This is a genomic window from Vibrio methylphosphonaticus (genome assembly GCF_023634655.1).
Classification (GTDB): Bacteria; Pseudomonadota; Gammaproteobacteria; order Enterobacterales; family Vibrionaceae; genus Vibrio; species Vibrio methylphosphonaticus.
Genome location: NZ_JAMKMS010000030.1, coordinates 24,272 through 38,500, shown reverse-complemented (window position 1 = coordinate 38,500; position 14,229 = coordinate 24,272). Strand labels below are relative to the sequence as shown.

Below are 14,229 nucleotides of genomic sequence, written 5' to 3'. Positions count from 1 at the left end.
ACGTGTGATGTAACCACTATCGAAGCGACCTATCCGAAATACTGTTCCTCCAATAGAGAAACCACCCACTTTTGTAGCGGATCGTCGCTATACCTTGGGTGCCATGCGGCGATAACATCAAACGGCTCGGGTGACTCACTCATATCAATTTTCGTCACGCTTAGTCCCTCAATCGCTCTCGATGGTAAAAAAGCAATAGAATCGGTTGTTTCAAGATAAAGAGGCACCACGGAGAAACAAGGTGCTGAGACAACAACATTACGCTCTAAACCATACTGCTTGAACCAGTCATCTATTGATCCCTTAAAGTTGGGCCTTGAAGGCGAAGCGATAATCGCTGGATAGGCTGCGATTTCTTCGAGTGACGGACTTACTTTGGAAATCGTTGAATGATGGGATGTGATACACACATGATGTTCTTCAAACAACTTAATAATTGGATAAGACTCGGGGATATAGTCAGGAAATGCTATCGCTAAATTCACTTTTCCACTTTCCGTTAAGTCATTTAACTTGTCTAACTCAAAGTCTCTAACAATGATTTTTAGGTTTGGCGATTGAACTCTCAACATTGCAATTAACGGTGGCAGAACGACTTGTTGTGCATAATCTGTAGCGGCTATGACATAGGTACCTTTTACCGTTGTTGGATCAAACGTTTTTGGAGAGAGGAGAGTTTGAAAATCCCGAAGCAGTTTATCGATTTCTAGAGAGAGTTCTTCTGCTAAAGGCGTAGGTACAAAGCCATTGGTTTTTCTAAGGAACAGTCGGTCTCCAAATACATCACGGAGTTTTTTGAGTTGCTCGCTCACCGCTTGCTGGGTTAAGCCGAGTTGACTTGCTGCCTTGGATGCACTCTGCTCTCGAATCAACGCCTGAAAGACCCTGAGTTGTTTAATATCTAACCTATCTAGCTTATTCACCTAAGTTACCTTTGCTCAGCGTAGTGTTACCAATTTTTATTGTATCACTTACAAAATAATGTTGTTTCTATTTGTTTTTGGTAGTCGCTAACATGGCCCCTGTTGAAACAAATCATAGAGACGGAGAAAGTCATGAAAACAGTCATTCTAATTGGTGCTTTGGGTAAAATGGGACAAGCGGCTTTAACTGGTTTAGGTAACCATAAGGTCATTACCGCAGGCCGTTCTGGTAATGTTGACCATATTGTTGATATCACCGATGAAAACTCGATTCGAGCATTATATGAAAAAGTCGGTCATTTTGATGCTGTGGTTAACACGGTTGGTTTTTGTGAGTATGCAACGTTCGCAGAAATGAGCGAATCACAGTGGATGACCACGGTAATGAGCAAAATGATGGGGCAAATCAACCTTGTTCGTATTGGCCAAGAGTACATCGCAGATAACGGTTCATTCACTTTAATCAGTGGCATCTTAAATGTAAAACCTATCCCTTATGCGATTGCGGATGCCACTACAAGTGGTGCAATCGATACCTTTGTTAAGTGTGTTGCAAACGAAATGCCACGTGGTACACGCATCAACGTTGTGAACCCAACAGTATTGGAAGAAGCATGGGGCGTATATGGTGAAATGATGCCAGGCTTTGAACCAGTGCCAGGAAAACTCGTTGGTAAGGCGTTTGAACGTTCCGTTGACGGCTTCATCAATGGCAAAGTACTGTTCGTTGACGCTTAACGATCTCTTACTAGTAAGCATGCCTTTCACTGCGTACTTCCTAGGTAAATAATGTACGTACGCTTTGGGGGGTATAAACGGTTTAGTTTCCGTTTTCCTCCAATAACAACATCGGCCGTTCTCATAAAGCGCGTAGACAATGGAAACACTTAAATTAAGTTAATTTGGTTAAGTTCGTAACGCGCTGAATGAGATTCCCTCGTTCAAGGGAATGACGATGTTTCTTCTTAGGTTTAATCTAAAAAAATGGGCAGAAGTCAGTGACCGTACCGATCCACGAACACCGTAACTTTCATCGCCACCTAAGCTCGCGCTACCAGTAACACCGCTTAATTTTAAATGAACCACGAGTCGGAATTTTTCGTCGTTAACGGCTGTTTGGCGCCTAAAACAATCCTACTTATTCTTAAATTAAAAAAGCCTCGACTAATTCGTCGAGGCTTTGTTTTTAGTTTAAACATGACATGCGAAGACTAAACGCTATCTATCCATATGAAGGACAGTACGGATTGACTCGCCTTTATGCATGAGTTCGAACGCTTCATTCACGTCTTGTAGGCCCATAGTGTGAGTAATGAATTCTTGCAGTCCAAATTCACCCGCCATGTAGCGGTTAACGATTTCAGGTAGCTCTGAGCGGCCTTTTACACCACCGAAAGCAGAACCACGCCATACTCGACCCGTCACCAGTTGGAATGGACGAGTAGCGATCTCTTGACCCGCACCAGCCACACCGATGATCACGGATTCGCCCCACCCTTTATGACAACACTCTAGCGCTTGACGCATCACGTTAACATTACCGATACACTCGAAAGAGTAATCAACGCCGCCATCTGTCATCTCAACTATCACGTCTTGAATTGGCTTATCAAATTTCGTCGGGTTGATACAATCCGTCGCGCCCAGTTGTTTCGCTAGCTCAAACTTACTTTCGTTGATATCTATGCCAATGATCGTTTTCGCGCCTGCCATGCGTGCACCGATAATGGCAGAAAGACCGATACCACCAAGACCAAATACCGCAACCGTATCGCCTTGTTGTACTTTAGCCGTATTTAGCACAGCGCCCATGCCTGTTGTAACTCCGCAGCCAAGTAAACACACTTCTTCAAGTGGTGCTTCTTTAGCAACTTTCGCTAGTGAAATTTCCGGCAGTACGGTGTATTCAGAGAACGTTGAACACCCCATATAATGGAAAATTGTCTCGCCATTAATAGAGAAGCGGCTTGTGCCGTCTGGCATTAGGCCTTGACCTTGTGTTTCACGAACCGCTTGGCATAAGTTTGTTTTGCCAGAAGTACAGAACTTACAAACGCCACACTCTGCTGTGTATAGAGGGATGACATGATCACCAACTTCAACACTAGTCACACCTTCACCGATCATCTCAACAATGCCGCCACCCTCGTGACCCAAAATTGAGGGGAAGATACCTTCTGGATCGTCTCCAGAAAGCGTGAACGCGTCAGTGTGGCATACACCCGTTGCAACGATGCGAACAAGCACTTCACCCGCTTTAGGAAGTTGCACATCAACTTCTTCCATTTTTAGTGGTTCGCCAGCAGCCCAAGCTACCATAGCTTTAGATTTAATTGATGTTTGACCTGGTTTAATTTCAAGTGCCATTGGTTTTTCCTTCTGTTTACTTTAGGGCAGTACAGTGAGCAGGTAAAATTGACGTCGCAATAAAGCGAACCGAGAGTATGCTCACTCGCTGTTTCGTTTTGTTGGGCTCAGTATAAATAATTACGGATTTTTGATAATCCCATCAAAATGAAATTAATTATTACTATTTTGTAACAATTGGGGTTGGATGACAGCCACACACGTCCGCAGTACATCGTAGCTATCCAACCACAGGATCGATTACTACAAACAAAATCTCATTACAGTGTAGTGGGTATTTTTGGACTTAATAGGAAAACGAACGCACGTGATTGGCGGTTAGGCTTATTAGCAACGAATGGAAAAGTAACGGACGAGGGTATCATTTGTCCCGAGGCTTATTGGCTTATTGGCTTATTGGCTTATTGGCTTATTGGCGAAGTACACATGGTTTTCAACAAGTACTCCATAAAAATCGAATGATATTTGCCCAACTTGAGTAAAACCAAGGTGTTGATAAAATCCATTGGAGGTATTCTCCACCCATGTGTATAACCAAAACCTCTCGCCATAACGCTGCGCAACGTCATTCAAAAGCGCACGCCCTAAACCTTTCCCTGAAAATGGAGCGTGTATATATAGCTTTTCAATTTCATAGCCATAGTCCTCAGATTCAAAACGAGACGCTAAGTTGACCATGATAAAACCTTCCAACACACCATCACATACACTTACTAACACTCTATAGTTGGGTAGAGTTAGTCGATTCAAAAAATAGCCTTCAGTGAATGTGTTCAGCACATAATCAGCGTATTCTTTTCGAATACCGTTTGCAGCGTAGGTGTCTAGCCACACTTTTATGGCGAGAACCGCTAAATTTGTGCAGTCCTCTGGCGTTGCTTCCCTGATCAAGTTACGTTCCCTCGGTCATCATTTGAATTAGAGTATCACGGTCCTGATCAGAGTCACGCCTCAATGCAGTACTCCCTACGCGTTTTCACGTCATTACCCTTACGCTACTACTAAAACCCTTGACCAGTATAACGAATCGACGATAACACGGGATAACGTCCATCTGGCCACTTTACTGTCGGATAATGATATTGCGGCGACTCAAAAATGTTAACCAATTCGGGTAGAGAATGCTGTAACTCTTGACGAGATTTTAGTCGCATCTCATCACTTGTTAGATCAGCAGTCGATGCTAAATATGCGGCGGTGCCTAAATACAAGAACTCAATGGTTTTACATGCACTATCGCAAGTAGGATCATCATAGTGATAGTAACCCTTGTCCTCAGCGAGCTGCCATTGCTGCCGTAGCTGACTATTCACTTTCCCGTTATCACTGAATACAGAAGGTAGCATGGGTTGCCAACCTGCATTGGCGATTAAATGATGAATCTCTTCTTGCGACGCGTCACGATCATGTACAGGGTTTGTTTCATTATCAGCTAGGTCTTGCAACATCATCGTAGCAAAGTACGGAGTGAGCTGTTCGATAGCGGCGTCACTAAACCCTTCCTCGGACATTGCTAAGGTTGCATGATTACGGCGTAAATGGGCAAGTAATCGCGGTTCATCAACGTTGCCATCCTCGTCATTATCTAACCACTGCGCCGTTACATTAGCCGCATGCTGTAATTTGCTCTTGTTTACACCTTTAGTTGCACATAGTGTAACCGCGTCAAAGACCCGTGCTTTCTTTACAAAAAACTGTCCTGGGCACCCATCAACAGGTGCCGTTACTGGTGAAAACTCAGAAGCCGTTGCAACGGCTATACCCGTACACACAACGAGTGCACATTTAACAACAAAGCTTGCTCGTGATTTCATCGTCACTCCATGTCTATGATTTAATCAGAGCAAACTCTACCAGTCTGAGCTCAATTTCTGTGTAATGTTGCGTCAAACCTTGTCGGCGTTATGCACATTTGGTACTGCACGCAACATCTGTTACGCCATCAACGGGCGTAACTCCCGACGGTTGGCCGCCACTATAACTATCAATCCAATCACAGGGATGACGACTGCAGCAAAAGGAATCATACTTGCCCCTAACTGACTATCAATAACAATACCGCCCAACAGGCCACCAAAAGCGTTTGCCAAATTAAACGCTGATATATTCGCGGTTGCCGCGAGCTCCTGGCCTTCACCACCATGATTCATTACACGCAATTGCATGGCAGGCACATTGGCAAAAGAAGCAACACCGAATACAAATACTGCTGCGACAAACAACCATTGATTATTCACGGCCAGTCCTACCAGAACTAACGACACTATCATTGCCAATGCCCAATACACCGAGGCCTTTTGCAAATTCACATCAGACGATCGCCCACCAAGTGTATTACCAATAATCAACCCTACTCCCACAACAACCAAAATCCAGGTCACGGCGTTTTCATTGAATCCCGTAATATGCATAGCAATAGGCGCAATATAACCATATAACGTCATAAAGCCAGACCACGCAAACACAGTAATGGCAAGACTCATTAATAACATCGGGTTCTTAAACGCCTTGAGTTGCATCGCGCTACTTTTAGCTTCCGTATGCCCTGTCGATTGAATACCAGATAAAATAAAGATCATCGCAAACAAACCAAAACCCGCGACGAATAAAAACGTCACATGCCAACCGAACTCAAGCCCAATCCATGTTCCTCCAGGGACACCAAGAACATTGGCCAGCGTTAACCCTGCAAACATCTGACCCACCGCTCGGCCAGCAAGTTTTTCCGACACTAAACTTGTCGCCACAACCGCACCGATACCATAAAAAGGACCTTGCACTAAGCCAGTGATCACTCGACTCCACATAAGAACTTGGTAATTCGCGGCAAATGCAGACATCAAGTTGCCCACTATAAATAACACCATTAAGCTTGCGAGCACCGCCTTCTTATTAAACCGCGCCAAATAAATCGTCAGGATTGGGCCACCAAATACAATCGCCAACGCATAGGCACTAATCAAATAACCAGCCTGCCCTTCTGTAATCGACAATGACTGTGCGATTTGCGGCAAAATGCCGGCTATTACAAACTCTGCTGTACCAATCGCAAATGCTGCTAGGGTTAATATCCACACCTGTATGGGCATCTTATTACTTTTCATACTGAACTCTCTTCATCTTAACGAGGCGCGTCATATCACGGCCTCCATTAGGTAATCATTGAATTCCTCTAGTATATTGGTTTGTTGAATTTTGATAATTGATAAAAAAAGGAATTCAATATTTAGAAAAACCAAATAATGATAAGATGTTTAGCCTATCTACAAAGCGCATAAAAGGTGGACGGTAAATGGATAAGTTCTCAGATATGGTAATGTTCGTCAGCATCGTCAAACATCAGGGGTTAGCCGCGGCAGGACGAGAGTTAGGCTTGTCTCCCGCAACCGTGACTTCCCGGTTGAAAACCTTAGAGCAACGATATGGCGTAAAGCTTCTAAATCGCAGTACACGCCATTTGTCACTGACCGATTCTGGTGCGTTATATTATCAGGCAAGCTTAGATATTATTGATAATGTCAACGAAGCGGAAAGCTTACTTCAAAGTGGTGTAGACGAGGTGAAAGGCACGTTAAAAATAGTAGCGCCAAGCGATATCGGGCGCCAAGCCATCTTGCCTATACTCACATCATTTTGCCAACGATACCCAGATGTCATCCCACATTTATACTTAAATGATAGGCTCACAAATATCACAGAATCAGGCATGGATATTGTTATTCGTTATGGTGAACTGGCTGATAGCAACCTTATTTCTAGACGCCTTGCTCTGAGCCATCGGGTACTTTGTGCTTCACCAGAGTATTTACAGACACATGGAATACCAACCACTCCTCATGACCTCGTAAATCACCACTGTCTTGCCATGCTGAGAAGCCATGAGGAACTCACTCAATGGCATTTTCGCCAGAATGATGCCCATCATTCCGTCGCCGTTCAACCCTCTCGCTTTTCTGACGACGGCGAAGTGATTCGCCGCTGGGCGATCGATGGCTATGGAATCGCACTTAAATCTCTGCTCGATGTTCAACACGATATTGACTTTAGAAAACTGCATATCGTATTGGAAGACTATCGAGTCAATTTCACCGCATCGAGCTCTATATCGAGCGGTGATTTAAATGTTATCTATGTCAGCAGACAATACCAACCGAAACGAATTCGGTTGTTTATCGACTTTTTATTGAACGAGTTCGATTGAAGGTGATTCCATTTGGTTATCAGACCAATAACAACTAATCAATTCTCACAGACTGAATCATCTCGTAACATTCACCTCGTCCCAACAACCCAGAGTGAGATCGAGAATGACATTTACAATTAAGCATGCGAAAGCCGCTATGGTGGCAGCGACATTGATGGTGCTTGCAGGATGCTCTTCACCCGCCTTTGATTCAGACAATGAAAATGCAGCACGTAATCGCGGCGCAGCAGGTGGCGTCTTACTCGGCGCAACGATGGGAGCCTTAACCGGTGACGCAAGTCTTGCAGCAAAAGGGGCAGTAGCAGGTGGTGTTACTGGTGGTGTTGCCGGTTCAATGAAAGATCTTGATGACTCTCGCTCATCAAACGATACACAAGTACTGGCAGATGGCGTATCACAAGACCATCGCAGTGACGCAGAAAAACGCGTCGCAGAACTTGAAGCCGAGATTCGCATCAAAGAGCTAGAAGCGCAACTCGCAGAAAACGATTCTAAAAATACAACGTCACAAAATAAAAACGACTCTGAGAGCTAATCACGCTCCACTATTCACATTATTCGTATCAAGTGACAATGTCGTCATTTGAAGACACAACTAATCATTATCATGGACATATTAGAACGGACGCTACAACGACTAAGGTTCTAAGACTATGACATTTAGCAAATTTATTCTTCCAACGATCTTCGCTTTTTCTGCCGCTGCACCGGCTTTTGCTTCTAACAACACTGACGTATCTGGTCATCGTGTCGGGCTTGGTTATTCAAACACAGACCTCGTTATTGATAACAGCGGCCTTGATTGGGGTGACGGTATCAAACTCGAATATGGCTATGACATTAACCGTATTGTGGGCATTAACGCCTCGTACCAAAACAATAATGGCAAAACAGGTAATCTTGAGATTGATGGAAGTAATTACAAAATAGATACCGACCTAGGTTACATGTTTACGCTAGACGGCTGGGCAATCAAACCCTATGGTGCAGTCGGTCTCATTCGTGCCAATGAAACACAAACTCGTAGCAATGGTAAAACATTTTCAAATAAAGAAACATCATTGATGGGTGGGTTTGGCGTACGAGCGAACATCGATATGGGTTTGTATACCGATTTGCGCTATGACTTCTATAACGTAAATAATTTGAACACTGACCAACTTTCACTAACTGTGGGCTACAAGTTCTAACCAATCTCATTCTTTTTGTTGTTAAGGCTCATACCATTTGAGCCTTAACTGCCACTTATTCATTCCCCCCCCCCTCTCTTCCCCCCGCAGCTATTTAAATTCATTACTAATCCCTTTAAACACCTCTAGAAATACAAGCTGATATACCATTCCTATTATCACTTTATAACAAGGACTTACCAAGACTAGGACGGTCTCCTATAGAGAAGATATGAATGAATAAAATACTGCTAGCTACCCTCTTTACCGCCTCTTTATCTGGCTGCTCTGTGTACAATATGGCGAAAGAAGTTTCTCAAATGATCAACTACGACGTCACTTCCAACGATGTCTATTTTAATTCATCAGACGGTAGCCAATATTTAGTGGCACCAAACCGTAACAAAGAAAAACATCAAATTCTGGTGTGCTATAACAACGAAGGTCTCTTTTCCTATACCGCCGAAGAGCCACTGCGAGCGGTCGCTAATGAATGGCTTGAACAGAACCGAGATGGCGCGATTGCGACCGAAGGAAATAAAAACTCTGGAGTAGTAGAAGCGCGCGTTTGTTATGAGTATCTATACGAAGCTCCACAACCTATTGGCGCATATCTTGATGAAGAAACAGGTGAGGTGGTCATTGTTGGAGAGAAAACCCTAGAAAATGACAAACCTGGTGAGGTTACAACATTCGACGATGAATCGTAGATAACGTCGAGAAAAATCCATCACAGACATTAAAAAAGCGACCATTGGTCGCTTTTTTAATTCATACGTACGTTACACCATCTTAGAAGATGTGCAGCGTTGCGTTGATAGTGAAACTATCTAAATCTTTGCTGTTTGCAACCGTTTTTACACCGTTGAAACGCTGCCAGCTTGCGCCCACAGATAGCATATCAGTTACAAAGTACTCAGCACCAACACCGTACATAAAGTCAGTACCGTTGTCGCTGCTTTGGCTGCTTAAACCGCTTTTGTAATCAGCATTGTAATAATGTAGACCGCCTTTCGCGTACAGCTGAACCGGACCAATATCAATACTTGGCTTAAGCGCCGCATACCAAGAACCTAGCTCTGCATAACCATTACCTTGGTTTGCATTGATATCAAAGTTACCGTGCTTCCAGTAACCCGCTTCAACACCAATAATTGGTAGAATACCTGTACCGACATGGAAGCCCATCGGAGTATCACTGTTGTCATTGTAGTCAGCACGACCGGCAGACACACCACCATATAACCACGCGTCAGCAAATGCAGACGTTGATGCACCAACAAGCGCAAGCGCCAAAAGTGTCTTTTTCATTATAAACCTTCTTGTCTATGAAATAGCGGTGAATCCAATCAAAGCCACCGCGGAGCTTTATATCACATACCATATCTTAAGTGGAATCCCTTGGTTTCAAATTTTAGTAAAACTTCCGGAATTCCTTTGTAATCAAGTGTAATTCACGTACCTAGTGACTATCTTATGCCTAGCATGCATCAATAGCATTACGAACCCGTTTGTCTGAAACTGGGTAAGGTGTACCAAGTTGTTGCGCAAAGTAACTGACTCTAAGCTCTTCAAGCATCCATCGCACTTCTTTCACATCTTCAGGGATTTTCATGCCCTTGGGAATTTTATTCAGTAACTCTTTGTAATCTTGAGTTACCGATTCCACTTTAAGCATGTGCATTCTGTCTCGATTCGGATCAATGGGCAGCTTCTCCATTCGACGTTCAATCGCACGTAAGTATCGCAAAATATCCGGCAGTCGTTTCCAACCACACTCGGTTGCAAATCCTTTAAATATCAGCCCTTCAATTTGAGCTTTGATGTCAGATAACGCGAATGCCATCGACAAATCCACACGCCCTTTTAACTTTTTGTTCAAGTTAAACGCTGTGGTTAGAATCGTCTCTACTTGCTGAGCGATATCGACCACCGTTTCATCTAACTCAGCGCGAACGTGTTCTTTCAACACATCAAATTTGTCTGAATCCCAAACCAAGCCACCCTGCTCTTCAATCAATTTATCAATACCACAGGATATGCAGTCATCAATCAAGTCTAAGACTTTGCCATATGGGTTGAAATACAAGCCAAGCTTTGATTTATTGGGCAAGTTAGTATGTAAGTATTTAATGGGTGAAGGGACATTAAGTAGCACCAATCGACGCTGCCCTTCTTTCATCACAAGCTCTTGCTCGACTTCGGTTTCAAACAGCTTTATCTCGACACTGTCTTTTTTATCCACCAGCGCAGGGTAAGCTTTTACGTCAAAGCCACCACGTTTTTGCGAATAGACTTTAGGTAACTCACCAAAGCTCCAAGTATGAAGACCTTGCTGTTCAATATCGTCATCAGCTACTTTCGACAGTGTTGCTTGCACCTGGTCTTTCAGGCTTTCTTTTAACTCAAACAGATCACGATTTTCTTTAAGTTTGCGATTGCGGTGATCAACGGCTCTAAAGGTGATTTTTAGGTGATCCGTTATTTGGGTCAGATTCCACTGCTCACGAAGAATCTCAATGCCCGTCATGCGTCGCAGTTCTTTTTCTAGCGAATCCAATAGCGGCGCTTCCATCACCTTCGTACGCGCTAAAAAAGCATCGGCGTAGTTAGGCGCTGGAACAAAGTTTTTTCTAACCGTTTTGGGTAACGACTTAATCAAGCTCACAATCAGTTCGTGTCGGAGCCCAGGTATTTGCCAGTCAAACCCTTCACTGTCGATTTGGTTTAATATCGGTAGCGGAATGTGTACGGTCACGCCATCGTTGTCTTCACCCGGTTCAAACTGATAGCTGAGCTTGAGCTTAAAATCACCCTGATGCCAAAAATTCGGGTAATCCAACTCCGTAACATGGCTTGCATCCCCTTTGAACAGCTGCTCTTTTTCAAAGTTCAGTAGATCTTTATTGGTCTTACTGACCTTTTTCCACCAAGAGTCAAAGTGCTTACCAGAGACAACATCGGTATCAACACGTTGGTCGTAAAAATCAAACAGTTCATCATCATCAACCAAAATGTCGCGGCGACGAGATTTGTGCTCCAACTCTTCTACTTCTTGCAGCAGTTTACGGTTTTGTTTAAAGAAAGCGTGTCTTGTCTCCCACTCTCCTTCAACCAAAGCACTGCGAATAAAGATCTCGCGACTGACTACTGGATCAATCTGACTGTAGTTAACCAACCGTTTTGGCACGATAGGAATGCCATATAACATCACTTTTTCGTGCGCCATGACCGCAGCTTGTTTCTTCGACCAATGGGGCTCGCTGTAGCTGGTTTTCACCAAATGTTTTGCTAATGGTTCAATCCATTCGGGTTGAATTTTGGCGATAATACGCCCCCACAGCTTCGATGTTTCAACCAGTTCAGCCGACATAATCCACTTTGGCTGCTTCTTAAATAAACCAGAGCCTGGGAAAATATGGAAACGCGCATTACGAGCACCTTGATACTCGTTTTTCTCTTGGTCCTTAACACCAATGTGAGACAGTAATCCCACAAGCAAAGCGGTGTGAACGGACTGCTCATTTGCAGGCTCTTGGTTCAGCTTAGCGTCCATTTCGCGCATCGCTTGATGGATTTGGAAATAGACATCTTGCCATTCGCGAACACGCAGATAATTGAGGAAGTCGGTTTTACAGTGACGTCTAAATTGATTACCCGATAACTCTTTTTGCTTGGTTTGAATGTAATCCCACAAATTAACAAACGCCATAAAGTCGGACTCTTTATCAAAGAATCGACGATGCTTATCATCTGAAGATTGCTGTTTATCACTTGGTCTTTCGCGGGGATCTTGAATCGACAAGGCCGATGCAATCACCATAATTTCTTTCAAACAACCCAATCTTGGTGCTTCAAGCACCATACGACCTAAGCGAGGATCAATCGGGAGCTTAGCAAGCTTACGACCTATCGACGTTAGTCGCTTACGAGGGTCCTTCGCTTTATCGTTAATTGCCCCTAACTCTTCAAGTAGTCGGATACCGTCTTGAACATTACGTTTATCTGGCACTTCAACAAATGGGAACGCATCGATGTCGCCAAGCCCTAATGCGGTCATTTGTAAAATGACTGATGCGAGGTTTGTTCGTAATATCTCAGGATCCGTAAACTCAGCGCGAGATTCGAAATCTTCTTCTGAATAAAGGCGAATACAAATACCTTCAGCCACACGCCCACAACGACCTTTACGCTGATTGGCACTCGCTTGAGAAATGTCTTCAATTGGCAGTCGCTGTACTTTAGTACGGTAACTGTAACGGCTAATTCTCGCGGTTCCCGGATCGATAACATAACGAATACCTGGAACGGTAAGCGACGTTTCGGCGACATTGGTCGCAAGTACTATGCGGCGACCAGTATGAGACTGGAAGATTTTATTTTGCTCGCCGGAAGACAATCGAGCGTACAACGGCACAATTTCAGTATCGCGCAGATTTCTTTTGTTCAACGCATCCGCTGTGTCACGGATTTCACGTTCACCATTCATAAAGATGAGAATGTCACCGAGCCCTTCATCGCACAACTCATCAACGGCTTCAAAGATACCTTCGAGTTGGTCGCGATCAGCATCATCCTCTCCACGTAATGGACGGTATCGAGTATCCACCGGATAGGTTCTGCCCGACACTTCAATAATAGGCGCATCGTTAAAGTGTTTTGAAAAACGCTCTGGGTCGATCGTGGCTGAGGTAATGATGATTTTTAAATCAGGGCGCTTTGGTAGTAACTCTCGCAAGTAACCCAAGATAAAGTCGATATTAAGGCTACGTTCGTGCGCCTCATCAATGATGATGGTGTCATATTGATTTAAATAACGGTCATGCTGGATCTCGGCTAGCAAGATACCGTCCGTCATCAACTTAATTTGCGTACCATCCGAAATCTGGTCGTTAAATCGGACTTTATAGCCGACAAATTCGCCAAGTGGCGATTCCATTTCTTCTGCAATACGGTTAGCGACCGAACGGGCAGCCAGTCTACGCGGTTGAGTATGGCCAATAAGCCCAAACTTGCCTCGGCCAAGTTCAGAACAAATTTTTGGTAACTGCGTTGTTTTACCTGAGCCCGTTTCACCGGCGACAATCACCACTTGATTCTCTAGGATCGCTTTGGCGATATCCTCTTTCTTTTGGCTAACTGGCAGCAACTCAGGGTAATTAATAGTCGCAGTATGTGCGCTTCGCTGTTGCGCTTGCATCATGGACTTCGCGATATCCATCGCTATTTCGTCAAACACCGCAGCTTTTGATTGTTCGTTTTTAATGCGACTTGCGCCTGAAATGCGCTTATGAAGACGAAAACGATCGCGAATCATGCACTCATTTAACGCTTTTTTTAATGAATGCGCGTTATTTGCTTTGGCTGCAGGGTTGTTTTTATTGTTTTCAGAGAGAGAGGAAGTCAAAACATTTCCTAGTTCAATATCGATTTACAAACTGGCCGGATTGTAGCATAGCTCGTTGTTTGCGTTAACTCAGACATAATAAAAAGCCCCGCTTTCGCGAGGCTTATAAGCTTAGACACCGCATGTTTTAACACAAACTCGCGGCTTCAACAGCAAAAG

Annotated in this window: 12 protein-coding genes; 5 read left to right on the top strand and 7 right to left on the bottom strand. The window is 44.0% G+C overall.

Annotation, left to right across the window (positions count from 1 at the left end):
* Positions 1 to 29: 29 nt before the first annotated feature.
* Positions 30 to 923: a LysR family transcriptional regulator gene (locus tag M9196_RS22010; protein WP_250619645.1), complete on the bottom strand. Its 894-nt coding sequence runs from the start codon at positions 921 to 923 to the stop codon at positions 30 to 32.
* Positions 924 to 1,055: 132 nt separating this feature from the next.
* Here M9196_RS22010 and M9196_RS22005 point away from each other — a divergent pair, with 132 nt between their 5' ends.
* Positions 1,056 to 1,661, top strand: a complete 606-nt coding sequence (locus M9196_RS22005; RefSeq protein WP_250619644.1) for a short chain dehydrogenase — start codon at positions 1,056 to 1,058, stop codon at positions 1,659 to 1,661.
* A 480-nt stretch (positions 1,662 to 2,141) separates the two neighbouring features.
* On the opposite strand, the gene M9196_RS22000 is transcribed toward M9196_RS22005, so the two are convergent.
* The 4 genes from M9196_RS22000 to M9196_RS21985 all read right to left on the bottom strand — a co-directional run bounded on the left by M9196_RS22000 (position 2,142) and on the right by M9196_RS21985 (position 6,394).
* Positions 2,142 to 3,290 carry an S-(hydroxymethyl)glutathione dehydrogenase/class III alcohol dehydrogenase gene (locus M9196_RS22000; protein WP_250619643.1) on the bottom strand — a complete coding sequence of 383 codons (1,149 nt, stop codon included), beginning with the start codon at positions 3,288 to 3,290 and terminating at the stop codon, positions 2,142 to 2,144.
* Positions 3,291 to 3,683: 393 nt separating this feature from the next.
* Positions 3,684 to 4,181 (bottom strand): GNAT family N-acetyltransferase, encoded by a 498-nt coding sequence (locus tag M9196_RS21995; RefSeq protein WP_250619642.1) that lies wholly within the window; start codon positions 4,179 to 4,181, stop codon positions 3,684 to 3,686.
* 110 nt (positions 4,182 to 4,291) lie between these two features.
* Entirely contained in the window at positions 4,292 to 5,104 is an 813-nt protein-coding gene (locus tag M9196_RS21990; protein WP_250619641.1) for a hypothetical protein, read from the bottom strand.
* 120 nt (positions 5,105 to 5,224) lie between these two features.
* The gene (locus M9196_RS21985) at positions 5,225 to 6,394 is read right to left on the bottom strand and encodes an MFS transporter (RefSeq protein ID WP_250619640.1); all 1,170 of its coding nucleotides are present in this window, start codon (positions 6,392 to 6,394) and stop codon (positions 5,225 to 5,227) included.
* A 188-nt stretch (positions 6,395 to 6,582) separates the two neighbouring features.
* On the opposite strand from M9196_RS21985, the gene M9196_RS21980 reads away from it, so the two are divergent.
* From M9196_RS21980 to M9196_RS21965, 4 genes are all read left to right on the top strand, one after another.
* Positions 6,583 to 7,491: a LysR family transcriptional regulator gene (locus M9196_RS21980; RefSeq protein WP_250619639.1), complete on the top strand. Its 909-nt coding sequence runs from the start codon at positions 6,583 to 6,585 to the stop codon at positions 7,489 to 7,491.
* A gap of 106 nt (positions 7,492 to 7,597) precedes the next feature.
* Positions 7,598 to 8,029, top strand: a complete 432-nt coding sequence (locus M9196_RS21975; RefSeq protein ID WP_250619638.1) for a glycine zipper domain-containing protein — start codon at positions 7,598 to 7,600, stop codon at positions 8,027 to 8,029.
* Positions 8,030 to 8,147: 118 nt separating this feature from the next.
* Positions 8,148 to 8,684 carry a porin family protein gene (locus tag M9196_RS21970; RefSeq protein ID WP_250619637.1) on the top strand — a complete coding sequence of 179 codons (537 nt, stop codon included), beginning with the start codon at positions 8,148 to 8,150 and terminating at the stop codon, positions 8,682 to 8,684.
* Positions 8,685 to 8,899: 215 nt separating this feature from the next.
* On the top strand, positions 8,900 to 9,373 hold the full coding sequence (locus tag M9196_RS21965; protein WP_250619636.1) for a hypothetical protein: 474 nt from the start codon (positions 8,900 to 8,902) through the stop codon (positions 9,371 to 9,373).
* A gap of 82 nt (positions 9,374 to 9,455) precedes the next feature.
* Here M9196_RS21965 and M9196_RS21960 read toward each other — a convergent pair whose 3' ends face one another.
* Together M9196_RS21960 and hrpA are read right to left on the bottom strand one after the other, a co-directional pair.
* Positions 9,456 to 9,974: an outer membrane beta-barrel protein gene (locus M9196_RS21960; protein WP_250619635.1), complete on the bottom strand. Its 519-nt coding sequence runs from the start codon at positions 9,972 to 9,974 to the stop codon at positions 9,456 to 9,458.
* Between the two features lie 169 nt (positions 9,975 to 10,143).
* Positions 10,144 to 14,070 (bottom strand): ATP-dependent RNA helicase HrpA, encoded by a 3,927-nt coding sequence (gene hrpA / locus M9196_RS21955; RefSeq protein ID WP_284677257.1) that lies wholly within the window; start codon positions 14,068 to 14,070, stop codon positions 10,144 to 10,146.
* Positions 14,071 to 14,229: the final 159 nt, after the last annotated feature.